The sequence below is a fragment of the Rhodanobacter hydrolyticus genome (genome assembly GCF_044904645.1).
Genome location: NZ_JADIKK010000007.1, coordinates 404,994 through 430,554, shown reverse-complemented (window position 1 = coordinate 430,554; position 25,561 = coordinate 404,994). Strand labels below are relative to the sequence as shown.

Here is a 25,561-nt window from a genome sequence, read left to right as displayed (position 1 = left end):
AAAGCTCAGGACCGGATCAAGAGGTGCAAGCTCCCGGCGCTGCTTGTCGCAGGCACCTCGAGCGAGCACAAGTCGCTGAAGATATTCCCTCATGGCAGGCGCGGCAACGATGAATTTTCTTGCGGTGGGGCCATCGCGATGGGGTGCGTATCCAACCGTCCTTTCCTGTCCATTCTTTCGAGCTTGCGGCGCGGACGTTTGTGTCATTGCAAGGAACAAGGTGGTTTCGGATGCCTACCGGCGTCAGGTTTTCTTCTCTTTGCTGGCCCATGCCGTCGCGGGCGCGATGGCGAACGGCGAGGCTGGCCGATGGGTCGAGAGCAGGATGCCCTGACCAAAGAGAAGCAAGCCGGAGAAGCGGCCTGGCTCAAGCCGCCGGGACTGCCGGTGCGTTGTGTCGCGGATTTGGGGAGTGCTTTCGCCCGTGCGACAGACGATGCGCTGCGCCGTGTCTGGGAACCGGGGGGACGTAAAGGCGCGATTGAAGCAAACGGCGCTGGCGGAGGCTAAGCTGCTCTCGGTGTCCGGCCAAAGGGGTAAAGATGTCAACGAACGAGGTTGCCGCACCCAGGTTGCAGGCGATGGGGATACTGGCCACCGCCGCGATGCTTGCTCTGCTGTACTTCGGGCGCGAAGTGCTGGTTCCCGTGATGCTTGCCTTGTTTCTCGGCGCGCTGCTGAACCCCTGGGTGCGGCTTGGCTTGAGGCTTGGGCTCGGGCATGGCCTCTCCGTCCTTCTGGTGGTGCTCGTCACCTTGGGCATCACGCTCGGGATGGCTCTCGTGCTCGGTTCGCAGGCGACGCACCTGGCGCGAAGCCTGCCGCAGTATCAGTCCACCATCCACGCCAAGTTGCAAACCCTGCGTGGCCTGACGGTAGACCGTTTCGAAAGCATGCAAGGCGAATTGGGCCGCGTCATCGAGCCGGCGACCTTGCCTGCCGGACCGGAGCAGACTGCTGCCGTCGCGACAGTCCCCAGTCCAGCGGTCGTCCCTTCCGATGCATCGGCCGCCATTCCGGGTACGTCGCTGACCATGCTTTCGCACCTGCTGACGGTGGCATGGGTGCCGTTGCAGACGGGCGGCATCGTGCTGGTGGTTCTGGCGTTCGTCCTGCTGGAACACGAATCCTTGCGCGACCGCTTCATCCGCCTGGCCGGGGGCGCCGACCTGCGCGCCACCACCATGGCGATCAACGATGCGGCGGAGCGCCTTTCCCGCTTCTTCATATCGACGTTCTCGGTGAATACGGCCGTCGGCGTGGCGATCGGGGCCGGCCTGTGGTGGATCGGCTTGCCCAATGCGCTGCTTTGGGGGGCGCTGGCGGCGATATTCCGGTTTGTGCCTTATGTGGGCGTGTGGCTGGTGGCCGGATTGACGGTGCTGTTTGCCGCCGCCGTGGTGCCGGGCTGGTCGCTGGTGGCGATGACGGCGATCCTGTTCGCCGTCGTGGAACTGATCGTGTCGCAAGTGATCGAGCCGCTGCTCTACGGACACACCACGGGACTGTCGCCGCTGGCGGTGGTGGTCGCCGCGATTTTCTGGAGCTGGTTGTGGGGGCCGATCGGTCTGGTGATGTCCACGCCATTGACCTTGTGCCTGGTGGCGGCAGGCCGGCACGTGAAAGCCCTGGATCTGTTGACCATCCTGCTGGGCGACGCGCCTGCGTTGACGATGCCGCAGCGGCTCTACCAGAGGGCGCTTTCCGGCGACGCCCAGGAAATCCTGGACGAGGCACGCCGCTATCTCAGGAGCAGAACCTTCGGTGCCTACTGCGACGCCATCGTGCTGCCGGCCCTGCAGTTCGGTCGCATGGACCTCGAACGCGGGGTGATTCGCGCCGAGCAGCTGAGGATCCTGCGCGAAACCATCGTGGCGGTGATCGAGACGCTGAGCGGGGAAGGGCGGACGCGGTCATGGCGCCGGCGTCGCCCGGGTGTCCTCAACGAGGCGAATATCGGGCGCCAGCTCCGGCAACGCCGCGAGGAGACGCATGGGCGCTGGCAGGGCTCGCTGGCGGTGCCCGCCGGTTCGATCGCGATTTGCATGGGGATGGGAACAGCTTACGACGACCTGACCACGGAGTTGCTGACGCGCGTGTTGCGCGGATTGCGTGTCGATGCGCGCCATCTGGCAATCGACGATCTGCAGAACTTCGACGACGAGCCGCACCCGGATCTCACCCCCGGTGCGGTCGCGTTGATCTATCTGGTCGATACCGGAACCGAGGCGATGCGCGAGCGCGTGGATGCGCTTGCCGCGAGACTGCACCAGCGCATGCCCGGGGCTCGCATCATTGTCCTGTGCCTCCCCGGGTTGCTGGCCCCGAACCCGCTCGACTTGTCCGAATGCCCGCATGTCGATGCCGTGACCGGTTTGCTGGAAGAGGCGGCGCAGTACGCTCTTCCGGTCGCAACGAAGACCGGCGTCCAAAACGTGGCTTGAAGCGGCGACGAGGCGCCTTCTCCGGAGCAGGTCCCGGGCGTGAGATCCAACCGCCCGGTTCGGAAATCTTGCAAGGAGCCGACGGGAAATCCTGAAGGCGCCAGAGGCGACAGAGAAGCCCAATGGCCAATCGGAAAGATGGCTGGGCAGCCGATCCACGTTTTGATGCGAAATAGCCGAGATTTTTCCGGGCAGCTTGTCGAATTCCGGCCGCGCCGTTCGTCGCTATGGCAAAGGTTGGTTACCCGTCCGGTCGATGCCCTGTCAGGAGACGAAAATGCCGCAATATCTGATCTCTACCTACATTCCCGATGACTTCGATCCGTCGCTTGTCACCAAAGAGACCATCGATGCCATCCACGCGCTCAATCGGGAAATGATTGCGGCTGGCGTCAGGAAGTTCGCGTGCGGCCTGAGCCCGAAGGCCGTAACAATCCGATCGCAGCCCGACGGTGAAGTGGTCGTCACCGATGGACCGTATGCGGAGGCGAAAGAGTTCGTGGGAGGTCTTTCGATACTGGAAACCGAGAGTCTGGACGACGTGCTGGCGTGGGTGCGCAAAGGCGCCAAGGTGATTCCTGGCGTGGCCGAGGTGCGGGAAATCTTCTTCAATCCGGCTCCCGCGGAAAGTTGAGCGACAACGTCGGCAGCAGGCGCACTTTGCGTGAAAAATCGGGCGTCGGCGCGTTTCTGCGCGGAATGGTCGATCTTCGGAAGCGGGTACTGTGCAAGAACAAGATCGGCGCAACGGCTGTCACGGACTTCGCACTGCTAGCAAGGCCCGACGCCCTCTTCCGCACGTTGGAAAGAAGATTTTGAACGGACTCCTGGAACAAGGGCGGGGCGGCATGGACGGAGAGAACGCCTCAGTCATGGACTGAACTCAAGGTCCTGGCGCCAGCCTTACGCGCACCCAAGAACTGAGGCCGGTGCTTCCACGACCAAGGCGCTTTCTCTCCCATGCGGAGACGAGAAAACGCCTATGCGACGTGGCTGTCCGTTGGCATCACGTTACGACTGGAGCTCCGCCTTCAGTGCGGCTGCCTGCCTCGGGTACCACGGGCCGTTGGCAGCCAGCACGTCGCTGGCGAGCTTCCTGGCCTCGGCATCCTTGTGCAGTGCCTTGAGCGCGCGTACCTGCTGCAAGGTTACGGCCAGGCGGTTGGCACCGTAGGACTTGTCCGCCGCCTTGTTCAAATAGGGCAGCGCTTCCGCCGGGTTGCCGCCATCCAGCAGGCTGCGGCCATAGCGGTAGGCGTAGACGTAATCGTCGGGATAGGCGGCGATCAGCTGCCGCTGCACGGCATCCAGTTCGTCCTTGCGTCCGGCGCGAACGAGATAGGCACGCAGGTTGTCGGCCTGGTTGCGATCGCTGGCGAGGTTGGTGCCGAGGTGCTGGCGGGTGAGTGCGATGGCGCGGTCGAGCACGGCCTTTTCGGCGGCGCTGTCGCCCAGCAGCTTGTCGACGTCGGCGCTGGTGAGCACGGCGCTGCGCTGGTCGGCGCAGGCGGGTGAAGGGACCAGCACCTGGGTGTTGACGTAATCGTCCAGTGCCGCGCGCTGCGGTGCCAACAGCGCCTTGCGCCTGGCCTCGGGGAGCTTGGCGCTGGCTTCGAGCAGGTTGTCCAGCACATAGGGACGCTGGCAGCCGATATTCTGCGCCAGCACTTTCTGCGCGCTGCGTATCACGGCCGGGTCGTTGTTGGCGTCGCTTGCCTTGAGCAGGGTGAGCTGGTCGAGCGCCAGCGTGACGCGGGGCTGCTTGCGCGCGGCTTTTTGCGTGGCGGCCGGCAGGCTGGCGAACCAGCCCAGGCCTGCCACGCCGTCGTTGCGGGCCTGGTAAGCCTCCAGTGCGTTGGCGACGTCATCGACGGAACCCTGCCTGGCCTGCTTCTCGAAGTCCTGCAGCGTATCGCCGTGCGCAAGGATGGCGTCGATGCGTGCGTAGAACTTGTCGCGCGGCTGTTCTGCCGCGATGCGGCCAAGCTCGTTGCCGTTGGCATCGAGCACCACGTAGCTGGGCAGGAAGCTGATGTTGAGCTTCTTCATCCAGAGTTGCGCATCAGGCGAATCGGCATCGGATTCCACCACGATGGCTTTGTGCTTCACCGCATTCCATTCCGGCCCGGTCAGCACGTGACTGGCCATGTAGTAGCAGGAGTAGCACCACACCGCGGAGAAATCGACCAGGACCGGACGATGCTGCTGCGCGGCTTCCTTGAGTGCCTCGGCGACGGTGGCGGGCGCTTGTTCGTCGGCCGCGTGGGCCAGCACCGGAGCCAGCAGTACGAAGGAGAACGCCAGCGTCGCCTGGCGGAGCAAGCTTGGGAAGCGCATGGGAATGGCCTTGCGGGTGGTGGCGTCAGAAATCATAGGTGGCGCTCAGGCGTGCGAAGCGGGGCTGCTGGCGTACCACGGCCGAACCATACAGCGGGTCAGGGGTGTTCGGCGAAATCTGGTAGTACGGATAGGCGTTGAGTATGGCCTGCGAATTGAACAGGTTGAACACGCTCAGCGACAGGCTGAGCTTGTGGTCGGCGAAGGCCGGGCGATACGTGACCCCCACGTCCACCTGCTTGTTCCACGGCAGGCGGTGCGTACCCGGCGGCGAGGGCTGGCCGCCGCACCAGTGGTAATAGCTGCCGTAGCCGTCCGGGTCGGTCTGGTTCGGGCCGTAGAAGCCCAGGCAGTTGCGCGGGTTGCCCGACACCAGCGACAGGTTGCCCGACACCAGCCATTCCGGCGTGAACTGGTAGTAGCCGAACAGCTTGATCTGGTGCCTGTGGTCGTTGCTCTGCGCGCCGTTGCTGTAGGACATCAGTTCCGGGAAATCCCAGTCGATGCTGGTGGACGCCGCGGTCTGCTGGATGTCCGAGCGCAGTTGGCCCTCGGTGTCGCCGTAGCTGTGCGAGAGCACGTAGTCGATCTTGCCGTACCAGTGGCCGTCGAACGGATGCTCCAGGAAGGTTTCCAGTGCGTCGTACTGGCGCTTGAGCTGCGGGAAGCCGAACTCGGCATTGGACAGCGTGACGCTGCGATAGGCGCCGCTGGTATCCACCACGGTGAAGGTATTGGCGCGCCCCGGGTTGATCAGATAGCAGCTGTTGGTGGCGCTGACGTCGTAGCCCAGCGCCGCGGCCTTGGCCTCGATGGTGGCCACGTCGCAGTAGTCGTCGATGCCGTTGCGCAGCACGCGCCGGGTGAGCTTGGCACCGTAGGTCCACGCCTCGCCGAGGGTCTTGTTGAAGCCGAGGATGAATTCGTCCTGGTACTCCGACTTGATGTTCTGCGCCGTCACCGTCTTCGGGTCGGGCAGCACGCCGTAGGTGTTGTTGGGCGACACCGGATTGGAGAACGCGGTGACGCCGGTGGGCGTTCCGTCGGCGGCGATGCCGCTGTAGGTGAAGTATTGCTGGGTCGCCACATAGGCGCCCGCGGCGTTCAACGCGGGATTGAGCGGTAGCCCCAGGTAGTAGCGGCCGGCGTTGCCGTAGACCTTGAAGCTGGCATCGCCGTTCACGTCCCAGCTGAAGCCCAGGCGCGGCGCCCATTGCGCGCTGCGCTGGCGGATGTAGGGCTGGCCATCGGCGTTGTAGTCGGTGAACTGGTCGTTGCGCAGGCCCAGCGAGAGCAGCCAGCGGTCGTTGAGCTGCCACTTGTCCTCGATGTACTGCGCGCGCTGTGCCGAGCGCACGCTGGCGATGGAGCTGTCGACATACTTGATGGCGTAATAGCCCGACGCACCGCCCGGGTAATTGGCCGGCGCGCCCACGCCGAGATTGGGGATCAGCGCGACGGTGGGTGTCGTGGTGTAGGCGTAGTCCCAGTAATAGCCGGGCCCGGAGGTCTGGCTGCCCTGGTCGATGGCGCGCGAGTTTTGGTTGTCGATGCCGACCGACAGCGTATGCGGGCCCAACTGGTAGCTCAGGTCGATGCGCAGGTTATTGGTGGTGTCGTGGCGGTTCGGGTTGTACAGCGAGGAAGTGACCTGGCTGTTGCCGATGGGCGATCCACCGCCGAGGTAGGCCGGGTTCTGGTTCTGCGTGCCGGTGACGTAGGTGAGGTCGCTGTCGTAGTTGCCCGGCACGTCGTAGTTGGCCAGGTTCATCTTGCCGTACAGCGCCGAAAAGGTGAGGTCGTCGGTGACGTAGCTGGTGAACTTGGCGGTGTACAGGTTGCCGCCGGTCTTGGTGTTGTCCGCGTCGTTGATGAAGCTGCCGCGCGCCAGCGTGCTGTAGTCGTAGTTGTAGATGCTGCCGGAGGTCTCGTCCTTGTTGGACGCGGCGGTCACTTCCAGGATGTTGCTGTCGGTGAGGTTCCAGTCCAGCTTGGCGTACCACTTCGGCAGATCGTAGTGGTAGCTCACGTAGGGCGAGGCGCTGCTCACGTTGTTCACCGTGTCGCCTTCCTGCCTCGATGCTTCGGCGGCCAGGAACAGGAACAGCTTGTCCTTGATCAACGGGCCGCCGAGGTAGGCGTCGTAGGTGGTGGTCCATTCGCGGTTCTTGCTGTTCGGGTCGTACAGGCTGCCGGCGATGGGCGAGGCGGGCAGGCCGTTGGTGTAGTAGGTGTTGGTGCCATTGGCCTGGGCGAACTCCGGCTGCCACAGCACCTGCGCGCCGAAATGCCACTCGTCGGTGCCGCGCTTGCCGACCACGTTGATCACGCCGCCGTCCGACCGCCCGTACTGCGCGCTATAGCCGCCGGTATAGATCTCCTGTTGTTCGATGGCGCCGTAGGGCAGGGTGAGGCCGCCCAGCCCGCGTTGCGGTTCGGTGGTGTTGAAGCCGTTGATGTAATACGCGTTCTCGCTGGCCGACGAGCCGCCGAAGGTCGCCAGCGACTGGCCGGTGGGGCCGGTGTAGCCGCCGCTGTTGTTGACCACGCCGGGCGCCAGCAGGGCGATGGCCTCGGCCGAACGGGCCAGCGGCAGGCTGGCCAGTTCCTGCGATGTGATGACGGTGCGCGAGTCCACGGTGGTCACGTCGATGGCGGGCGTGGCATTGGCCGTGACGTTGACCGCGCCGAGGTTCTTGGCCGCCTCGAACGAAACATCGGTGCCTGCACCCACGCGCAGTGAAATGTCATTGCGCGTGTCCACGACGTTGCCGCCACGCAGCAGCGACACCGCATAGGTGCCCAGGGGGAGTTCCGTCGCGTTGTAATGGCCATGGCTGTCCACCGTCACGGTGCGGCTGATGCCGGTGCTGCTCTTGATCAGGACGCTGTCGCCGCGGGCATCGGGCACCTGGCCGAAGATGCTGCCGGTGGTGGACTGGCCCAGTACGGGCGCGGCATTGAGCGCGAGCAGGGTGGCCACGGCAAGGGCGCCAAGACGAAGTCGGGGAAGGCTGGAGCGATTCAAGGGCTGATTTCTCTCGAGGGGACGGGACGTGGGGGCCGCCCGGCGCATCCATGCGCAGGGTGCAGGCTGGGATTGGCAATGCATGACCCCATGCCAGGAAGAGGGGAGGGAGCCGTTCCTGGCGGCCTGCCGGCTTGCCTCGCGTCACGTCGCGAGGTGCCGGGCTGGATGTCGATGTAATCGCATCTTTGAATCGGTTTAAAGACCGGATGGCATGAAGATTCGGGTCGTTCATATAGCCATTGGTTATAGGGCGCCTGCCGTTTGCCAGGCGATGGGATGGACGTCCAAACGCCAAGTCACCCATCCAAGTCACCCATCCTGGACGAGCATTCGCATGTCCGGTCACGAAGAGAATCGGGACGGACGGATACCTTTTGCGGAACAGCCTGGCGAGCTGTCATCCGTTCTTGTCCGACAGCGCCACCTCGGGATCAAGGAGGTCAACGGGATACCGTAACCATCCGGTGTCGACGTGGAATGAGGTGGACGTGGGCGGAAGGGGACTCGCAATTCGTCACGGCGAGGTGTACAAATGTACACCATGTCCCCCGAACCCTCCAGACGCCATCAGATCCTCGCCTTTATCCAGCGCCGGATCGCTGCCGGGCAGCCGCCCAGCCTCGCGGAGATCGCCGAAACGTTCGGATTCGCCTCGCGCAACGCCGCGCAGAAACACGTGCTGGCGCTGGCCGAAGCCGGATTGATCGAGCTGGTGCCGAATCAGAAGCGCGGTATCCGCCTGCCTGGGGCGGGGCGGCCGGACGTGGTGGCACTGCCGATCCTGGGCCGCGTCGCCGCGGGTGCCCCGATCGGACCGGACCTCGGCCAAGACCAGGAACTCTGGCTGGATGGACGCCTGTTCGCCCGTCGCCCGGATTACCTGCTTCGGGTGCAGGGTGATTCGATGATCGACGATGGCATCTTCGATGGCGACCTCGTCGGCGTGCACCGCACGCCGGAAGCCCGGGACGGGCAGGTCGTCGTCGCCCGCGTCGATGGCGAAATGACGATCAAGCGCCTGCAGCGCAAGCGCGACGGTATCCGGCTGTTGCCGCGCAACCCGGCCTATGCACCCATCGTGGTCTCGCCCAGCCAGGACTTCGCGATCGAAGGCATCTACTGCGGCCTGGTGCGTCGGGGCTGACATGGCGGGTATTGCCGCGCTCGAATCCCTGTTGGCCACGCAGACCCTGTGGCATGCCGGTCGCGCCACGGCCGGCACCGCGGGTGGCGAGTCTACCGGCCATGCGAATCTCGACGTGCTGTTGCCGCAACGCGGGTGGCCGCGGCGCGCGCTCACCGAGTTGCTGCTGCCGGCCGACGGCGTCGGCGAGCTGTCGCTGCTGCTGCCCACGCTGGCGCGCTTCACCCGGGCCGGCGCCACAGTCGTCCTGGTCGCGCCGCCGTATCTGCCCTATGCCCCGGCTTGGCAGGCCGCCGGTGTGGACCTGCTGCAACTGGAAGTGATCGATGCGACACCGCGCGATGCGCTATGGGCGTTCGAGCAATGCCTGCGCAGTGGCGCTTGTGCAGCGGTCGTCGGCTGGCCGCTGCAGGCCGACGCCGCGGCGCTGCGCCGCCTGCAGGTGGCGGCCGACAGCGGTGGCTGCGTGGGCTTCGCACTGCGCGATCGCTCGCATGCGGACAACCCGTCGCCTGCGGCACTGCGCCTGGAATACAGCCGCGACGGTCAGCGCACCGGTGCCTGGCATGTGCGCAAGTGCCGCGGCGGCCCGGTGCCGGCGCAGGCCTTCGCCGCGGGGGCGTGGTGAGGCGCGCGCATGTTGTGGGCCTGCATACTGTTGCCGCAGCTGGCGCTGGACGCTGTCCTTCGCCGTCTGCCTGATCCTTCCGCGCCGCTGGCGCTGATCGGTGGGCCGGCACAGCTGCGTACGCTGCACGCGGTCAATCCGGCCGCGGCCGCGGCCGGCCTGCGCGCGGGCATGCGTCTGACTGCGGCCCACGCCTTGCTGCCTGATGTCGCGATGGTCGACTACGATCCGCAGGCCGAGGCATGCTGGCAACGATTCCTCGCCGCCTGGGCCTATCGCCACAGTTCGCAGGTCAGTGCGCAGTGGCCGGGCTGCATCGTGCTGGAGGTGCGCGCGAGCTTCGGCCTGCTCGGACCCTGGCCGCGGATCGAGGCGCGATTGCGCGAGGAACTCGGCGCGCTGGGTTTCACGCATCGCATCGCCATGGCACCGACGCCACGTGCTGCGCGCGTGCTGGCCGGCCTCCGCGATGGATTGGCGGTTGTCGATCCCGCCGCCCTGCATGACTTGCTGGATCGCGTGCCGGTGCGTCGTGCGCTCTTGCCCGATGACGCGGGCGAGCGGCTTCATCGGATGGGCCTGCGCGAGCTGCGCGCCGTGCGGGCGCTGCCCGCCGATAGTGTGCGCCGCCGATTCGGCCTGCTCCTGCTCCAGCACCTCGATCGGTTGTACGGCAATGCGGATGATCCGCTGGCTTACTACGCGCCACCCGACCGCTTCGACAGCCGGATCGAGCTGGAGTGTGAGGTGGAGAGCCACACCGCGCTGCTGTTCCCGCTGCGCCGGATGATCGGCGACCTGTGCACCTGCCTGTCGATCCGGGACGGTGGCGTGCAGCGCTTCGTACTGCGGTTGGAGCACGAGGGAACGCACACCGACGTGGAGGTCGGCCTGCTGGCCGCCGAACGCGAGCCGGCGATGCTGTTCGAGCTGACCCGCGGTCGGCTGGAGCGGGTGCAGCTCGGCCGCCCCGTGGTGGCGATGCGGCTGCTCGCGCGGGAACTGCCGCCGTTCGTGCCGGCGACACGGGATCTCTTCGAGGTGCGCACGCACCAGGCACTGCCGTGGCCGCAACTGCGCGAGCGCCTGCGTGCCCGCCTTGGCGACACGGCCGTGCACCGTGTGGCACCGACCAGCGACCCGCGCCCGGAGCGCGCCTGGCGACGCGTGGAAGGAGCGGCGGCATGCATCGGCCAGGCGCCGGTCCGCCCGTCGCGGCCGCTATGGCTGCTACCCAAGCCCATTCCGCTGCGCGATGCGCGCCTGCGCATCGTTGCGGGCCCGGAACGCCTGGAAAGCGGCTGGTGGGACGGCGACGAGGCGCGCCGCGACTACTACATCCTGGAGACTTCGCAGGGGCAGCGGGCCTGGGCGTTCGCACCGCCGGGCGAGCAGGGCGGCTGGATGCTGCACGGGTGGTTTGCGTGAGCGGGGACGAGCTGGTGAACGGTGTGGCACCCGATACGCCGGGTGGCCGCCCACCGCGCGCGTGGACGGTGGCGCAGCGGCTGCATCGGACGGCGGCCAACGACGATGTGCAGGCGGACAGCTTCCCGGCCTACGCGGAATTGCACTGCCTGTCGGATTTCTCGTTCCTGCGTGGCGCGGCCAACGCGGAAGAACTGTTTTCGCGCGCAACGCAATGCGGCTACGAGGCGCTGGCGATCACCGACGAGTGTTCGCTGGCCGGCATCGTGCGTGGGCTGGAGGCCGCACGCGCCACCGGACTCACGCTGATTGTCGGCAGCGAGTTCACGCTGGCTTGCGGGCTCCGCTTCGTGCTGCTGGTCGAGACGCTGGCCGGCTACACCCGACTGTGCGAGCTGATCACCCTCGCGCGGCGTGCGGCGCGCAAGGGCGAGTACCAGCTGACGCGCGAGAACGTGGCGAGTGTCCTGGCGGCAAATCCGAAGGACGGGGCCGGCTGCGGGTTATTCGCGCTATGGCTGCCGGCGGCGGAACCTGACGAGGCGCAGGGACGCTGGCTGCAGGAACAGCTGGGCGAGCGCGCTCACCTTGCCGTGGAGCTGCACCGCGAACAGGACGATGCCGCGCGCCTGCGCCAGTTGCTCGGCCTGGCATCGCGGCTGGCCATGACGCCGGTGGCTGCCGGCGACGTGCACATGGACGTGCGACGCCGACGCGTACTGCAGGACACGATGACCGCGATTCGCCACAACACGTCGCTGGCGGACTGCGGCGAGCATCTGTTCCGCAACGGCGAGCGCCATCTGCGCACGCGGCGTGCGCTGTGCAACATCTATCCACACGCCTTGCTCGATGCGGCCGTGAAGCTGGCGCGACGTTGCACCTTCCGCATGGACGAGGTGCGCTATGCCTATCCAGCCGAGCTGGTGCCTGACGGCCACACGCCGACGAGCTGGCTGCGCGCCCTGACCGAAGCGGGCCTGCGCGCGCGCTGGCCGGAAGGCGCGCCGCCCGCGGTCGCGGCACAGATCGAGGACGAACTGGCGCTGATCGCGGAACTCAAGTACGAGGCGTTCTTCCTCACCGTCGAGGACATCGTTCGCTTCGCCCGCTCGCGCGCCATCCTGTGCCAGGGCCGCGGCTCCTCCGCCAATTCGGCGGTGTGCTATGCGTTGGGCATCACGGTGGTCAACCCCGCCGAGAGCCGATTGCTGATGGCGCGCTTCCTGTCGCGCGCGCGCAACGAGCCGCCCGACATCGACGTGGATTTCGAGCACGAACGGCGCGAGGAAGTGTTGCAGTACGTCTATGCGAAGTACGGCCGTGCGCGTGCGGCGCTGGCTGCAACCGTGATTCGCTACCGCGGCAAGAGCGCGGTGCGTGACGTTGCCAGGGCCTTCGGGTTGCCGCCGGACCAGTTGGGACTGCTCGCCGAATGCTATGGCTGGGGCAACGGTGAGACACCGATGGAGCAGCGCCTGCGCGATGCCGGCTTCGATCCGGACAATCCGCTGATTGCGCGCGTGCTGGCGGTGACGGCCCAACTGCGCGGTCATCCGCGGCACCTGTCGCAGCACGTGGGCGGCTTCATCATCAGCGATGCGTCGCTGTCGACCGTGGTGCCGGTGGAGAACGCGGCAATGGCCGAGCGCACCATCATCCAGTGGGACAAGGACGACCTGGAGACGATGCGCCTGCTCAAGGTCGACTGCCTGGCGCTCGGCATGCTGACCTGCATCCGCAAGGCAGTCGAGCTGGTCGAGCGGCATCGCGGCTACCGCATCGACCTGGCACGGCTGCCGCCTGGCGATCCGGCGACTTACGCGCTGATCCAGGCCGCCGACACCATCGGCGTGTTCCAGATCGAATCGCGCGCGCAGATGAGCATGCTGCCGCGCCTGAAGCCAAAGACCTTCTACGACCTGGTGGTCGAGGTCGCCATCGTGCGGCCCGGCCCGATCCAGGGCGGCATGGTGCATCCCTACTTGCGACGCCGGCAAGGCAAGGAGCCGGTGGTATACCCCTCCACGGAGATCGAGGACATCCTCAAGCCCACCCTGGGCGTGCCGCTGTTCCAGGAACAGGTGATGGAGCTGGTGATCCACGCCGGCTACTCGGCGGAAGAGGCCGATGGCCTGCGCCGTTCGATGGCGGCCTGGGGGCACGGTGGCGACATGGAGCCCCATCGCGTGCGTATCCGTCAACTGATGGAGGGCAAGGGCTATTCGTCCGCCTTCATCGATCAGATCTTCGAGCAGATCAAGGGCTTCGGTTCCTATGGTTTCCCGCAGTCGCACGCGGCCTCGTTTGCCAAGCTGGTCTACATCAGCTGCTGGCTGAAGCGGCACGAGCCGGCCGCGTTCGCGTGTGCACTGCTCAACGCGCAACCGATGGGTTTCTACTCGCCCAGCCAGATCGTGCAGGACGCGCGCCGCAGCGCAGGGGCGCGACCTCCCGTGGAGATCCGTCCGGTCGACGTGACCCGCAGCGCCTGGGACAACACGCTGGAAGGCGGCCACGCGCGACAAGGCATGGACGACGATGGGCAGCCCGCGTTGCGGCTGGGCATGCGGCAGGTGGCAGGACTGTCGGAGACGATGGCGCAGGCGATTGTCGCGGCGCGTGCGCAAGGAGCATTCCGCGATGTGCGCGATCTGTGCCAGCGCGCCGGACTGGACGAGAAGGCACGCCGGGTACTGGCGGAGGCGGGTGCGCTGCAGACGCTGGCCGGGCACCGTCATGCAGCACGCTGGGCGGTGGCCGGCATCGAGCAGCGTCGCCCGCTGTTGCCAGGCAGCCCTGACGAGGACGAAGTGATCTTGTCCGCACCGACAACGGGCGAGGATGTGCTGTCGGACTACCGCATCACCGGTCTGACTCTGCAGGCGCATCCGCTTTCGCTGTTGCGCCATCGGCTTCGCCAGCAGCGCGTGCTCGATTCCAATCAGCTACGTGGCTTGCCACACGGCCGCATCGTCCAGGTGGCAGGTATCGTTACCCAGCGGCAGCGCCCGGGCACCGCCAAAGGCACGGTCTTCGTCACGCTGGAAGACGAGCACGGCATGGTCAATATCGTGGTCTGGCCGGACGTGGCACTGCGCCGGCGCAAGACCCTGGTGGGCGCGCGCCTGATGCTCGTGCGCGGGCGCTGGGAGCAGGTGGACGGAGTACGGCATCTCATCGCCTGGGACCTGCACGACCTGAGTCAGCTGCTCGGCGAGCTGCGCACCACTTCGCGTGATTTCCACTGACCATGCGCGCGCTCTCCGCCCTGACGGACGACCTGTTCGCGCCATCCATGCAGCCACTGGTATCGGATGCCGAAGGCGGCATCCGCTATTGGCCACGTTTTGTCGACATGGGCACGGCCACGTTGTGGTTCGAACGCCTACGGGCGAATGCCGAGTGGTCTTCGCTGCAGCGCCCCATGTACGACCGCGTCGTCGACGTGCCGCGACTGCTCGCCGCTTACCCACTCGACGCGCTGCCCGACACGCTGCCTTTGGCCGACATGCTGGCGCGCGTGCAAGCGTTCGTGCCCGCGCCGTACAGCCATGTCGGCATGAACTTCTACCGCGATGGCCGCGACAGCGTGGCGATGCATCACGACAAGTTGCACTCATTGGCGGTCGGCCAACCGATCACGCTGGTGTCGCTGGGGTCGACCCGCCGCATGCTGATCCGTGCCATCGGCGGCCGTCGCGAGACGCTCGCGGTCGACCTCGCGCCAGGCAGCCTGCTGTGCATGAGCCATGCCTCCCAGCTCACCCACGAGCACGGCATCCCGAAGACCCGGCGCGAACAGCCGGCGCGGATCAGCGCGGCCTTCCGCGTAAGGACCGCACCGGTGGCGCACGCCTCCTGGCCCATCTCGCGGGACGCATGAAGCCGGACCGGCGGTGAGCATCTGCTACCTCTACGTGCTGCCCCTGGCCTATGAGGACATCCTCAAGGTCGGGATCTCGCACGATCCGTTCGCGCGGGCGCTCGCGTTCTCACACCGCTACTACGAGTTCTTCGACCTTTCGCGCAGCGTGCTGGTCGAGTTCGATTCCCGCAAGCAGGCACAGGCACGCGAGACGGCGCTGCATCGCCTGCTGCGCGAATGGAACGCGATGCAGCCGATCACGGTGCCACGGGCTGCTGCCGGCAAGAGGGAGTGGTATCGCGGCGCTTACGAGATGGTGCTCGCGCAAGTTGAGACCGACGAGAGAGAAGGGCGTACCGTGCACCGGCCGGCACGGTCGTGGTGGCAGGCGCGGCTGTGCGCTGAACGCGAGAAGCTTTACGAATGGACCATCCAACTGATGCGCGACGAAGCATCTCCATTGTCGCTGCATGAGCGGCGCCAGCGACTGGCCGATGTGCTGGATGCCTATGCACAACTGGGCGTTCCACTGGAGGGCGTACTGCCTCGAGAGTGCCATGAATACGGAAGGTGACCAGGCAAGTCATCGACAGTGAGAGGAAGCGGTCGGTCAAACTGGCTCCGTTGAACGTGAAGCTCAAGACGAAAACGGTCAGCGAATACGGGCGCGCCGTATCCGGCGCAGCACCAGCCCCACTACATGGGCAGCGCGCCGCTCCAAGCTCAGGCGGGTGACTTTTACTGGGCTGCCTGCGCCAACAGCGCTGCTGCGCCTGCGATGTTGGCTGCGAGGGAAGAGGATAGGCCATGCCGCTGGAGCACATAAGCAGCGTCGTTATAGGCGATCCACACCGCATCCTGCTCGTCCTGCCAGACCAGGGCTTTGAGCGGGAGATCCAGGCCGACCGAGGGCGATGCCTGCAATAGGGGAGTGCCGGCCTTGGGGTTGCCGAAGATGAGCATCTCTTCCTGCCGCATCGACAGTCCCGCACGCGTGGCATCGCCGCTGAAGTCGATCCGCGCGAATACGGTGAGGCCATGGGCCTTGAAGATGTCTTCCAGACGTCGGAGCGTGGTAGGCACATCGTGTGCCGAACGGATCTGCGCAATGCCTTGTGCTGTTTGTGTGTTGCCCATGGCTGCATGTCCTGATGGTTGGATAAGGCGGCAGAAAGCGAATGCCCGGCCCCTATGAGATCGGAGGGGTGGCATCCAGACGCCGAGTCGTCGGATGCCATTCATTACCGGTCCCATCAAGCATGGATCGGAAAAGCTAAGCACCTTCCGACGCATGGAGAGAGTGGGCCCGCCAGCCTACTTCAAACAGGTCGCAGCGCAGGCCCCCGCCTGAGCGCGGATCGTACCCACCCTGTCGGAAGGCGCGGTGTCCCATGCAAGTCATGTTGCCTCTGAATGTAATTCAATATACCCGCGTCATATCAAATTATAGACAAATATTTCATTACGTGAAATGCATTCTCCATTATTAACCACGTCAACTCTTATTCTATAAAATTTAATATATCCGTTTATTAATTTCACAAATTCTTCAAAATTGTACATACGACTAGAGAAGACCACTCTCCCGCCGCTTAAGATGTGAATCTTTGATTTTTTTATTGGGTGTACATGAAAAAATCTGCTCACCTTTCCACCGGGCGCCACAATGGTTAAATTCTTAAATGATTTAATGTTTTCCCAGTCAAGCGACTGGAGCGTCTTACCCTTAAATACCTTGGAAATGCCAGTATCATCGATAACAAGATCTGATTCCATAATAAACGCTGAATACCAGACAATGGCCAAAAGGGGAAATAGACCTAAGACGGCAAGGGCGCCCTGACCAAAACCAGCACTCACCGTCACCGCTACCGTCACGCATGTGTATATAAAAAAATCACAATAGCCCCGAGAGATAGGGATGGAAAATTCAAAAATTTAAACACCATATCTTCGATCCTTGTAGTGAATAGAAAGCAATCAACTATTTTTACGTAATATATTGCTGGTAGGTTATACCAACTCTTGAAGATTGTCCATTCGTTAATGATGCGCCTTGATGGCTAAATGTAGCGTTAGCCGAATTTAGATCTAACGCAATCCCAAGGAGATTATTTGACACGGCCGTGGCGCTTAATATCGCATCCGTCACTCGGTCTGCAGTTTCGTCATGCGTTAATTGTCCCAGTAGCCAAGCCAGAACCAAAGCCAACAAAAAGACCTTTCCAGCCTCCGGCCGCATAACGGCTGTCCTCGCCACTCGTAGCGCCAACTCTCGCCCTCAAGAAAGTAGCCTTCCGCTCAATTCTGGAACCCAACCTGTGGCAACTGAGATATTCAAAAATTCTTGTGCTGTTATCACTTGAAAAATCTAGCTTCCACTCTGGTTGTTGAAACTCGTGTAGCCTTGGCCATCGACACTGTTCGCGCCTGATCGTTGGACCTTGTCGGGGGGATGCCGCGGGGTTGCCAGCTTCGACATGGGTAAGATGCATGCATGCCATCAGCCACATCACCTTCATGGCGCGCGACCTGGATCGCATGAAGGCGGTCTTGTGCGAGGTGCTCGGGGCACGCGAAATCTACGACAGCATCGAACGCAATTTTTCTCTTTCGCGCGAGAAGTTCTTCCTGTTGAATGGCTTGTGGATTGCCGTGATGGAAGGCGATTCGCGCGAGCGCAGGTCTTATGAGCATGTTGCCTTCCGCGTTAACCGCGAGGATCTTGCAGCCTGTATTCCGAAGATCGAGGCAATGGGCCTGGACATCCTTCCTCCGCGACCCAGGAAGGATGGGGAAGGGGAGTCGCTTTATTTCTACGACTTCGACAACCATCTTTTTGAACTGCATACGGGGACGCTGGAAGAGCGCCTCGCCTGCTATGGGAAGCTGTCGCCGGCCGAAGAATGTTGAGGAAGACCGGGCGATATCCGGGACGCCATCGCGGTCTGCGCATCGGAGGTCGGCCAGGGCGGGATGCCGAAGCTTACCGCCTCGCTTTCGTACCGCCGTGCATGGGTCATCGGCCCGCGAAAGCGCCATTCGCCGGTGAGCGTCAAATGCGTTCAAGACACCGACGGTTCCGGCAGGCAACTTACGGCGCAATGAACATATCCTTCCTTGCCAACGATGCCATGCCGCTTGCTCCGAGCCCCTCCCGGTTGCGCTGCGACTTCCGAGTACGGGGAACACCTGTGGTGCGCAGTTCATGGTGGCGCACCGGATTCCGGCGCATGGGTCTGCTCCTGGCGCTGCTTTTTACCGGAGTGCTCCACGCCGCGCCGGACGCGGACAGTCCTGCGGCCATGCGTTGGGCACCGAGCCGGAGCTACCACGTCGAGAACTACAAGCTGCGGCTCCACTTCGACCAGGCCAGACGGGAAGTATTCGGTGACGAGATTGTCACCATCCGGCCCTTTGCTGCCGGGTTCGACCGGTTTTGCATCAACAGCGAAGACATGACGATCGAGTCCGTGGCGCTCGTTCGCACCGACGGTGCTGTCGAGGCACTGCCGCACGACACGGACAACAGCTGTCTCTGGATCAGCTTGCAGCGCGCTTACGGTCCGTCGGACTCACTGGGTATCCGCATCGTCTATCACGGCGTTCCCAGCGCCGGACTTTACTTCGTCAATCCTGGCAAGGACGACCCGGGTGTGCCGCCGCAGATCTACACGCAGGGGGAGCCCGAGTTCAACCACCACTGGTTTCCGTGCTGGGACTATCCCAACGACATGGCCACCAGCGAAACGATCACCACCGTACCCGAAGGGCAAGTCGTCGTTTCCAATGGCACCCTGGAGAGCGTGAAGCATGCAGGCGGCCAGGTGACGTACGACTGGGTGGAGCATGTTCCGCATAGCGCATATCTGCTGTCCCTGGCGATCGGTCCATGGAAGCAATTGCATGACAGCTACGACGGCAAGCCGGTGGATTACTTCGTCGATCGGCGCGTCGACGACGCGACGGCGTTACGCACCTTCCATCTCACGCCCGACATGATCGGATTCTTCTCGCGCGCCACGGGCATTGGATATCCCTACGAGAAATACGATCAGGTGACCGTGCACGACTTCATTTTCGGCGGTCAGGAAAATGTCAGCGCCACGACCCTGGTCGACGAGGCGCTGCACGATGCGAGAGCCGAAGCAGACTATCCCAGCACCATCCTTGTCGCGCACGAGCTCGGTCAGCACTGGTTCGGTGATTACGTGCAAGGCCGGGACTGGGCCAATATCTGGCTCAACGAGGGTTTCGCCACGTACCTGACCGCGCTGTATACGCAGTACCACGAGAGCAACGACGCATACCGCTACGAAATCTACGGCGACCAGAAAGCCGCCCTTCATGCCGATGCGACGGAGAACAACCGTCCGATCGTCTATCGCAAATATGTCGATCCGATGGACATGCTCGAGCAGATCACCCACGAGAAAGGCGCTTCCGTGCTGGACATGATGCGCTACGTGCTGGACGGCGAGAGCGCCATGACGATCCCGGCGTCGCAGAACGAAATCATGTTCCACGCGCTCAACGATTACCTTGCCGCGCATCATGCCCAGACTGCCGATACGGCTGATCTCATCAGCAGCATCCGGTCCAGCAGCGGGCAGGACCTCTCTTGGTTCTTCTACGAGTGGGTGTTCAAGGGTGGCCACCCTGCCTATCGCGTCTCGGCGAGCTACGACCCGGCACGTCGGATGGAAATCGTGAAAGTGGCGCAGACACGGGAGGTGAATGCGAACACGCCGATCTTCGATATGCCGATCCATCTCGCCTTCTTCGGCGACAACAACCGGCAGGTCGACAGGCAGGTGCGAGATGATGCCGCGAACCAGGAGTTCGACATTCCGTTGGTCTTCAAGCCCAAGTGGGTCGATTTCGATCCTGACGACGTACTCTTCAAGACGGTCGCATTTCCCAAGCCGGACGAAGAGCTCGGCGTACAGGCGTTGCACGATCCGCACATGATGAGTCGCCTGTGGGCGGTCAAGCAGTTGGGCGAGCATGCCGCGGCAGACAAGGACTGTTGCGTGCAGGCCATCGACAGCGTGTTGAACAACGACACGTTCTACGGGGTCCGCATCGAAGCAGCATCCAGCCTGGGGCAGAGCCATGCCGAACAGGCAAAGCGGGCGTTGTTATCCGCACTGGGACAAGACAATAGCCAGGTGCGCACCGCGGTGGTCGGCGCGATGGGCCATTTCCTCGGCGACCCGGGCGTGCGGCAGGCGTTGCTGAAGGCGATGCGGGACGACCCAAGCTATGCGGTGCAGGCCGCGGCGGCCGAGCAGATCGGCCGCTCCGGCAGTCCCAGGGCGTTTGATGCACTGCGGGCAGTGTTGGCTTCCACCCGGGATATCAACGTGACGATCGGTGCATTGAACGGGCTGGCTGCGATGAAGACGCCGCAGGCCACGCACGTCGTCTTCACCTATGCGAAGCCTGGACCTCCGAAACGCGTCCGCCTAGTCGCTCTGACGCACCTGCAGACGTTGAAGGACTCATTGCCTCCCGACGACAGGCAAGCGGTGACTCAGCTCGTCGGTGATGCCATCGAGGACTCCTTCCTGGAGATACACGAAATCGGCGTACAGCTGGTCGGCACCTTCGGGCTCAGGCAGTTCAGGCCGGAAGTTGAGCGCGATGCCAGGAGGGCCGTGATCATGGACGACCGCGTGGACGCGCAGCACGTGCTTGAGGGCCTGGACAAGAAGTGACCACCGCCAGTGCAAGGCATACCGGCGTCGTCCGGCCTCGATCGTCATCTCAAGTGTTTTCCATTGCCAAGCCAAGGGAGCGTCGCCCGTGACCAAGCTTTCGCTGATGTCCATGCCGCTGCTGATGGCAGCATGCCTGGCCTGTTACGCACAGGATTCGGGCACGATGACCCAGGAAGAGTTGGTGCGCCTGACACAGGAGCGCATGCATGCCGTCGATGCCGGAAACCCCAAGCCGTTCGACGAGCAGTTCGCCGACGATGCGCTGGTCTTCGATGAGCGCGGGCGCAGCATGGACAAGGCGCGCTTGTTGAAGGAGATCACGCCGCTGTCGAAAGGGGATGTCGGAACACTCGATCTGGTGAACCCGGTCAGCCGCACGGTCGGGGACACCATCGTGCTCGGCTACGACCTCAACGAGACGGAAACCATCTTCGGCCAGCTCAACACGGCGCGCTATCACGGGACGGATACGTGGATAAGGCGCAACGGGAAATGGCAGATCATCGCCGAGCAGACGTTTCGCTATTACGCCGATCCGAACCCGGGAGTGCCGGACATGGGCAGGTACCCGCGCTATGTCGGTCAATACCAGCTTGGTCCGGGTGTGACTCTCACGATCTCCCGGGAGGGGTCCAGTCTTTATGCGCAGGAAATCGGCAAGCAGAAACGGCAACTGATCCCCGAAGCGGCGGACATTTTCTTCAGCAAAGGTGTGGAAGGCCGCGAGCTCTTCAAATACGACGGCCAGGGCAAGGTGGTTGCCTATGTCGAGCGTCGCAACAACGAAGACCTTGTCTGGAAAAGACTCAACTGAGGTAGCGACGCCCGGTTGCGAGCCCGCGCCATGTCGTGGGCGAAAGGCCGGTAAGCCGATGGATCCATCGTGTCATGTGTGCCTGGTCGGCGAACCCCGCTTCGGCGGCGATCTCGCCGAGACGATCGTCTGCATGCGTGATGCGAAACCAGGCCGCCTTTGCCTTCAATTCGGCCCGGAACACTTCGGGCGTGGTGCCGTAGGCCTTTGAAAAGCCGCGCGACACCGTTTCGGGTGCCAAACCGTTCCTGCTCGCCCAATGGCCAAGCGACATTGACACGTCGTTCGCCAGGTCTGCAGCAAGCTGGTCCGGCCAGTCGTTGCGCAGTCCGCAGGGGATCGAGAGTCCATGGAGAACGGCATGGGCGAGGCGCTCGCTTGCTTCGGGCACGTCGGTTTCGGCGACGCGCGCCAATTCGTCCAAGTCCTTCAGCCTGTACAACCCGCCGGTTCCGCAGCGATCGATCCACGGCAACCGGATCAGCTTGACGGTGGATGAGACGTGGTGGTTTTCGTGGGCGTCGAGCTGCGGATGCACGAGCACGTCGCCGGCGGTCGCGCGGATGCGGCCGGCATAGCTGGATTCCTCGAAGGTTCCGCTGACGACCACGGTCGCATACGCGTCCAGATGGCGATGACGCGCTCGTCGCAGATTGTCGAGTACCTCGACCCCGTGCTCGACCTGCCGCAGCGGAGCATGCTGCGCCGACGGTCGCTTGCCATCGGTCTGTCCGGCAGGCATCGGCTTCCTCGAGACGAGTTGCATGGCAGGCTCGGCTTTCATGGGTCGCTGATGAAATACCGGCTCGGTTCGCTGTACCCGGGAATGCTCATCTCCGCTTCGAAGCGGAATCCGAGCTTTTCGAGCACGCGGATCGATGCGGCATTCCGTGGCGCGGTAATCGCCACGATGCGCGCCATATCCAACTGCCTTCTCGCATGTTCGAGCACGGCGGCGCAGGATTCGCTGGCATAACCACGGCCATGGTGGCGTTTCAGGAAGGCGTAGCCGATATCCGGATAGTCGAGCGTGTCACGGCGGATCAAGCCGCACATCCCCACCGGTTCTCCGTCTTGCTTCAAGCGCACCATGCAGAGGCCATGCCCGTGACTGGCATACATCGCCATAGGCCCGTCGCGCAGATACGCCTCGGCACCGGCGATGTCACGTACTCCCTTGTCGGCGATGTTCTCGATGAAATCGGGCTCGTTGAGCAGCTCGAGAACGAAGCCAGCGTCGTCGAGGGTGAATCGTTCGATGCGGAGCCGCTCGGTTTCAATGGGGGGCACGGGATAGTTCCGTAGAGTTTCGCGATCGAAGCGTGGCCAGCTCCGGCCGGGATCGTCACATTCGCTTTGCCGATCGAGATGTCGAATCCGATTTTCAGGTCGCCTGCTCCAATTTATTCCCCGCTGAGAGTAAGCCACCAATGCTCAAAGTCACGCATGCTGCAGGGGGCATTCACGGCAAGAAGACGGTATGGAAACTGTTGCTTGTTTCAGCTGCATCGCTGGCCATGGTCGGGAAATCGGGTGGCTGCGAGGGACGATGAAACGGGCAGTAGTGCAGGGCGATCGGGGGCGGATGCCAAGGTGTGCGAATCTCGCTAGTGACTAGTGAGGGAGCGCAGCGGATTCAATGCCCAGGCAAGTCATCGACAGGACGACGCCGTGCCGGAACCCGTGCATCCAAATGTGCCTCGACTCTGCTGACAGAACCTGTCAGTACCGCTTGCTAGCCTCACTCCCATCCAGCCAACCACCTGATGCCACGGTAAGGAGAAGATATGAGCAAGCCGAGTTCGCAGATCGAGACGCGCGATGGTGTTTCCCTGTATTGGCGGGAATGGGGGCAGGGAGCGCCCGTGCTCTTCGTGCACTCCTGGGCGCTGCAGAGCCGGATGTGGGATTACCAGTTCGCGTCGCTCGGCGACAGGATGAGGTGCATCGCTTTCGACCGCAGAGGGCACGGTCGCTCCGATTGCCCTCCCGGCGGATACGATTACGACACGCTTGCAGACGATATGGCGGATGTCATCAGTGCGTTGGATCTCCGGGAACTGACGCTGGTCGGTCACTCGATGGGCGGTTCGGAAATCATTCGCTACCTCACACGCCACGGCAGCAGTCGGGTAAAGCGTATCGTGCTCCTTGCGCCGGTATTGCCGTACCTGACGAAGAGCGCCGACAACCCTGCAGGCGTTCCGGAAGAAAAATTCGAGATGGTCCGGGCCCTTTGGCGGACGGATTTTCCCCGATGGGTCGTCGACAATACGCCAGCTTTTTTCTCGCCCGAGACCTCGGAGCAGATGATGGAATGGGGCGCGAAACTCTTGCTGGAAACGCCGTTGCCCGTGGCGATCGAGTGCAACCGCGCCGTCACGGGCACGGACTTTCGCGCAGAACTTTCCAGGATCGAGGTTCCGACCTTGCTCATTCACGGGACTAAGGATGTATCCATCCCGATTGACCTGGCAGGGCCTCCCACGGCGGCCTTGATCCCACACTGCACGTTCAAGGTCTACGAAGGCGCGCCGCACGGTCTCATGTATACGCATGCAGAGCAGTTGCACGCCGACCTGTGTGCGTTTGTGGGCGTTTGAGAGCCAGAATGACCATCACACAGGAGGCGGAGCGGTCTTTGCGGAAAGTGCACGTCGCTTTATTCGCCGTGATCCGGGCAATGCGAACGGATGGGATTGCCGGGGATGGGCCGAAGCCTGCATGACCCAAGACGGGCAGGCAGAGACCCGCTACAAGTTTTCCGAGCGTTGTCGAATTCCGATCAGCAGCTTCGTCGCCAGGGCACCTCCACTCAAAGGATCTCCCATGAAATACCTCGGCCTGGCCTACTTCACTCCCGAAAAATTCGCCGCAATGGCGTCAGACGACGTCAAGGAACTGGTAAGCCAATGCCCTGCACTGGACGAGAAGATGCGCGCTACCGGCAAGGTGTTGGTTTCCGCGTCGCTGGGCGATCTGGACAACTGGAGGACGCTTCGCCCGCGCAACGGCAAGACGCACGTCAGTGACGGGCCTTACACCGAATCGAAGGAAGTGGTTGGCGGCCTGTTCATCATCGAGGCGGACAGCCACGACGAGGCGCTGCGTATCGCATCCATGCATCCGGCTGCCATGCTGGGCGAAGCAGGCGGTTGGGCCGTCGAGCTTATCCCGATGGATTTCTACCTGGCCCAATGAAGGCTTGAATGCCCGCCTCGCAGGGGCTTTGGTGCCCTTCCTCCCTAAACGCCTTCATGGTTGCGAATCGCCGCAGCGATGTCTGCTTCTGGCCGAAAGAGGGGCCTCGGACAGGGCGATTAGTCCGTGTTATCTGAATAGGGCAGCTTGGACTTCTGGTCTTCGAAGGGAACCCATAGGGGTGGATCGATGGATCAAGGATCCGTGATTTGTGCGCCATGGCTCTGGTCGAGCTAGAGGCTTTCGATCAGGTCGATGATTCCCGACGTCTACCTTGCGCACGAGCATGTGGAACGCGGCAACGGTCTGCTCATGGCTAAAGTTGCAGTGGCTACTATCAGTCGGTGCAAGGACGGTTAATCACTTTCCGTTTGAACCGGGTTATCGCTGGGGCAGGGTGATTTGCCTGCTCTGTCCAGAGTGCAGCGCGCTGTCAGGCGTAGCCACCCATGATTGGGGGATCCTTCGGAGCGCTGATGTGTCGTAGCCCATCGCCGCGACCTGCGTCCGCAGCGATGCCCAGTCCGCCGCCGTCACGGTGGGCGTGCGCGCGAACACCCATGTGTAGTCGCGCGCATCGCGTGCGACGATCATTTCGCTGTAATCGGGCTTGAGCCACGCCACGACATACTGTGCCTTGATCGGCCAGAACACCTGAACTCCCCACACGCTGCTGCCGGTATTGGGCCGCACGTAGGCGGTGGAATGGATCTGTTTCAGCGGCCCGTCGGCGGCGCCTTTGTTGAAGCAGAGCGTGGTAATGACATTGCCGTCGGGCTGCAACGTGTAGGTTTCCACCGCGTTCCACGCATTGCGTTCGAATACAGTGGGTATGGCGGCGATCATGTACCAGGTGCCCATGAAACGCGGAAGGTCCACGTGCGGCACGGGCTGGATCGGCGGCAGCGTGCCCGCGGAGGCGACGCTGGAAAACAAAGCCATT

Annotated in this window: 22 protein-coding genes; 15 read left to right on the top strand and 7 right to left on the bottom strand. The window is 63.4% G+C overall.

The window, feature by feature from the left end:
• Window positions 1-542: 542 nt before the first annotated feature.
• The 3 genes from ISP25_RS02000 to ISP25_RS01990 all read left to right on the top strand — a co-directional run bounded on the left by ISP25_RS02000 (window position 543) and on the right by ISP25_RS01990 (window position 3,263).
• Entirely contained in the window at window positions 543-2,444 is a 1,902-nt protein-coding gene (locus ISP25_RS02000; protein ID WP_404611951.1) for an AI-2E family transporter, read from the top strand.
• Between the two features lie 277 nt (window positions 2,445-2,721).
• Window positions 2,722-3,078 carry a YciI family protein gene (locus ISP25_RS01995; RefSeq protein WP_192157296.1) on the top strand — a complete coding sequence of 119 codons (357 nt, stop codon included), beginning with the start codon at window positions 2,722-2,724 and terminating at the stop codon, window positions 3,076-3,078.
• The gene (locus tag ISP25_RS01990; RefSeq protein WP_404611949.1) at window positions 3,075-3,263 is read left to right on the top strand and encodes a hypothetical protein; all 189 of its coding nucleotides are present in this window, start codon (window positions 3,075-3,077) and stop codon (window positions 3,261-3,263) included. The genes ISP25_RS01995 and ISP25_RS01990 overlap by 4 nt, the downstream gene beginning before the upstream one ends.
• A 192-nt stretch (window positions 3,264-3,455) precedes the next feature.
• On the opposite strand, the gene ISP25_RS01985 is transcribed toward ISP25_RS01990, so the two are convergent.
• Together ISP25_RS01985 and ISP25_RS01980 are read right to left on the bottom strand one after the other, a co-directional pair.
• Window positions 3,456-4,817 carry a thioredoxin family protein gene (locus ISP25_RS01985; protein ID WP_404611947.1) on the bottom strand — a complete coding sequence of 454 codons (1,362 nt, stop codon included), beginning with the start codon at window positions 4,815-4,817 and terminating at the stop codon, window positions 3,456-3,458.
• Complete coding sequence (locus ISP25_RS01980; RefSeq protein WP_404612084.1) at window positions 4,807-7,857, bottom strand: TonB-dependent receptor; 3,051 nt, start codon at window positions 7,855-7,857, stop codon at window positions 4,807-4,809. Before ISP25_RS01980 ends, ISP25_RS01985 begins: the two co-directional genes overlap by 11 nt.
• A 496-nt stretch (window positions 7,858-8,353) precedes the next feature.
• On the opposite strand from ISP25_RS01980, the gene lexA reads away from it, so the two are divergent.
• The 6 genes from lexA to ISP25_RS01950 are packed head-to-tail and all read left to right on the top strand — an operon-like array spanning window position 8,354 to window position 15,454.
• Window positions 8,354-8,956, top strand: a complete 603-nt coding sequence (gene lexA / locus ISP25_RS01975) for a transcriptional repressor LexA (protein WP_404611945.1) — start codon at window positions 8,354-8,356, stop codon at window positions 8,954-8,956.
• A 1-nt stretch (window position 8,957) separates the two neighbouring features.
• Window positions 8,958-9,584: a translesion DNA synthesis-associated protein ImuA gene (gene imuA, locus ISP25_RS01970; protein WP_404611943.1), complete on the top strand. Its 627-nt coding sequence runs from the start codon at window positions 8,958-8,960 to the stop codon at window positions 9,582-9,584.
• A 9-nt stretch (window positions 9,585-9,593) separates the two neighbouring features.
• The gene (locus ISP25_RS01965; RefSeq protein ID WP_404611941.1) at window positions 9,594-11,012 is read left to right on the top strand and encodes a Y-family DNA polymerase; all 1,419 of its coding nucleotides are present in this window, start codon (window positions 9,594-9,596) and stop codon (window positions 11,010-11,012) included.
• Window positions 11,009-14,263 (top strand): error-prone DNA polymerase, encoded by a 3,255-nt coding sequence (locus ISP25_RS01960; protein ID WP_404611939.1) that lies wholly within the window; start codon window positions 11,009-11,011, stop codon window positions 14,261-14,263. Before ISP25_RS01965 ends, ISP25_RS01960 begins: the two co-directional genes overlap by 4 nt.
• Before the next feature lie 2 nt (window positions 14,264-14,265).
• The gene (locus ISP25_RS01955; RefSeq protein WP_404611937.1) at window positions 14,266-14,898 is read left to right on the top strand and encodes an alpha-ketoglutarate-dependent dioxygenase AlkB; all 633 of its coding nucleotides are present in this window, start codon (window positions 14,266-14,268) and stop codon (window positions 14,896-14,898) included.
• 13 nt (window positions 14,899-14,911) lie between these two features.
• Entirely contained in the window at window positions 14,912-15,454 is a 543-nt protein-coding gene (locus tag ISP25_RS01950) for a GIY-YIG nuclease family protein (protein WP_404611935.1), read from the top strand.
• A gap of 164 nt (window positions 15,455-15,618) precedes the next feature.
• Here ISP25_RS01950 and ISP25_RS01945 read toward each other — a convergent pair whose 3' ends face one another.
• On the bottom strand, window positions 15,619-16,017 hold the full coding sequence (locus ISP25_RS01945; RefSeq protein WP_404611933.1) for a DUF302 domain-containing protein: 399 nt from the start codon (window positions 16,015-16,017) through the stop codon (window positions 15,619-15,621).
• 297 nt (window positions 16,018-16,314) lie between these two features.
• Window positions 16,315-16,758, bottom strand: a complete 444-nt coding sequence (locus ISP25_RS01940) for a hypothetical protein (protein ID WP_404611931.1) — start codon at window positions 16,756-16,758, stop codon at window positions 16,315-16,317.
• A gap of 615 nt (window positions 16,759-17,373) precedes the next feature.
• Between ISP25_RS01940 and fosX the strand changes: the two genes are divergently transcribed.
• From fosX to ISP25_RS01925, 3 genes are all read left to right on the top strand, one after another.
• Window positions 17,374-17,793 carry a FosX/FosE/FosI family fosfomycin resistance hydrolase gene (fosX, locus tag ISP25_RS01935; RefSeq protein ID WP_404611929.1) on the top strand — a complete coding sequence of 140 codons (420 nt, stop codon included), beginning with the start codon at window positions 17,374-17,376 and terminating at the stop codon, window positions 17,791-17,793.
• A 320-nt stretch (window positions 17,794-18,113) separates the two neighbouring features.
• Window positions 18,114-20,600, top strand: a complete 2,487-nt coding sequence (locus tag ISP25_RS01930) for a M1 family aminopeptidase (RefSeq protein ID WP_404611927.1) — start codon at window positions 18,114-18,116, stop codon at window positions 20,598-20,600.
• A gap of 88 nt (window positions 20,601-20,688) precedes the next feature.
• Window positions 20,689-21,417, top strand: coding sequence for a nuclear transport factor 2 family protein (locus ISP25_RS01925; RefSeq protein WP_404611925.1), 729 nt, complete (start codon window positions 20,689-20,691; stop codon window positions 21,415-21,417).
• Here the strand turns inward: ISP25_RS01925 and ISP25_RS01920 are convergent.
• On the bottom strand, window positions 21,410-22,183 hold the full coding sequence (locus tag ISP25_RS01920) for a helix-turn-helix domain-containing protein (protein ID WP_404611923.1): 774 nt from the start codon (window positions 22,181-22,183) through the stop codon (window positions 21,410-21,412). The genes ISP25_RS01925 and ISP25_RS01920 overlap by 8 nt on opposite strands.
• Window positions 22,184-22,197: 14 nt before the next feature.
• Window positions 22,198-22,707, bottom strand: coding sequence for a GNAT family N-acetyltransferase (locus tag ISP25_RS01915; RefSeq protein ID WP_192157324.1), 510 nt, complete (start codon window positions 22,705-22,707; stop codon window positions 22,198-22,200).
• 32 nt (window positions 22,708-22,739) lie between these two features.
• On the opposite strand from ISP25_RS01915, the gene ISP25_RS01910 reads away from it, so the two are divergent.
• The 3 genes from ISP25_RS01910 to ISP25_RS01900 all read left to right on the top strand — a co-directional run bounded on the left by ISP25_RS01910 (window position 22,740) and on the right by ISP25_RS01900 (window position 24,618).
• Window positions 22,740-22,970 (top strand): hypothetical protein, encoded by a 231-nt coding sequence (locus ISP25_RS01910; protein WP_192157326.1) that lies wholly within the window; start codon window positions 22,740-22,742, stop codon window positions 22,968-22,970.
• Between the two features lie 234 nt (window positions 22,971-23,204).
• Complete coding sequence (locus ISP25_RS01905) at window positions 23,205-24,020, top strand: alpha/beta fold hydrolase (protein ID WP_404611921.1); 816 nt, start codon at window positions 23,205-23,207, stop codon at window positions 24,018-24,020.
• 226 nt (window positions 24,021-24,246) lie between these two features.
• Window positions 24,247-24,618, top strand: coding sequence for a YciI family protein (locus ISP25_RS01900; RefSeq protein ID WP_404611919.1), 372 nt, complete (start codon window positions 24,247-24,249; stop codon window positions 24,616-24,618).
• 381 nt (window positions 24,619-24,999) lie between these two features.
• On the opposite strand, the gene ISP25_RS01895 is transcribed toward ISP25_RS01900, so the two are convergent.
• The gene (locus ISP25_RS01895; RefSeq protein WP_404611917.1) at window positions 25,000-25,560 is read right to left on the bottom strand and encodes a lipocalin family protein; all 561 of its coding nucleotides are present in this window, start codon (window positions 25,558-25,560) and stop codon (window positions 25,000-25,002) included.
• Window position 25,561: the final 1 nt, after the last annotated feature.

Excerpts from the sequence above, each read along its gene's own strand:
- ISP25_RS02000 (WP_404611951.1), top strand. The coding sequence starts at position 543 with ATGTCAACGAACGAGGTTGCCGCACCCAGGTTGCAGGCGATGGGGATA.
- ISP25_RS01995 (WP_192157296.1), top strand. The coding sequence starts at position 2,722 with ATGCCGCAATATCTGATCTCTACCTACATTCCCGATGACTTCGATCCG.
- ISP25_RS01985 (WP_404611947.1), bottom strand. The coding sequence starts at position 4,817 with ATGATTTCTGACGCCACCACCCGCAAGGCCATTCCCATGCGCTTCCCA.
- ISP25_RS01980 (WP_404612084.1), bottom strand. The coding sequence starts at position 7,857 with ATGCGCCGGGCGGCCCCCACGTCCCGTCCCCTCGAGAGAAATCAGCCC.
- lexA (WP_404611945.1), top strand. The coding sequence starts at position 8,354 with ATGTCCCCCGAACCCTCCAGACGCCATCAGATCCTCGCCTTTATCCAG.
- imuA (WP_404611943.1), top strand. The coding sequence starts at position 8,958 with ATGGCGGGTATTGCCGCGCTCGAATCCCTGTTGGCCACGCAGACCCTG.
- ISP25_RS01965 (WP_404611941.1), top strand. The coding sequence starts at position 9,594 with ATGTTGTGGGCCTGCATACTGTTGCCGCAGCTGGCGCTGGACGCTGTC.
- ISP25_RS01955 (WP_404611937.1), top strand. The coding sequence starts at position 14,266 with ATGCGCGCGCTCTCCGCCCTGACGGACGACCTGTTCGCGCCATCCATG.
- ISP25_RS01945 (WP_404611933.1), bottom strand. The coding sequence starts at position 16,017 with ATGGGCAACACACAAACAGCACAAGGCATTGCGCAGATCCGTTCGGCA.
- fosX (WP_404611929.1), top strand. The coding sequence starts at position 17,374 with ATGCATGCCATCAGCCACATCACCTTCATGGCGCGCGACCTGGATCGC.
- ISP25_RS01930 (WP_404611927.1), top strand. The coding sequence starts at position 18,114 with ATGGGTCTGCTCCTGGCGCTGCTTTTTACCGGAGTGCTCCACGCCGCG.
- ISP25_RS01920 (WP_404611923.1), bottom strand. The coding sequence starts at position 22,183 with ATGCAACTCGTCTCGAGGAAGCCGATGCCTGCCGGACAGACCGATGGC.
- ISP25_RS01905 (WP_404611921.1), top strand. The coding sequence starts at position 23,205 with ATGAGCAAGCCGAGTTCGCAGATCGAGACGCGCGATGGTGTTTCCCTG.
- ISP25_RS01900 (WP_404611919.1), top strand. The coding sequence starts at position 24,247 with ATGAAATACCTCGGCCTGGCCTACTTCACTCCCGAAAAATTCGCCGCA.
- ISP25_RS01895 (WP_404611917.1), bottom strand. The coding sequence starts at position 25,560 with ATGGCTTTGTTTTCCAGCGTCGCCTCCGCGGGCACGCTGCCGCCGATC.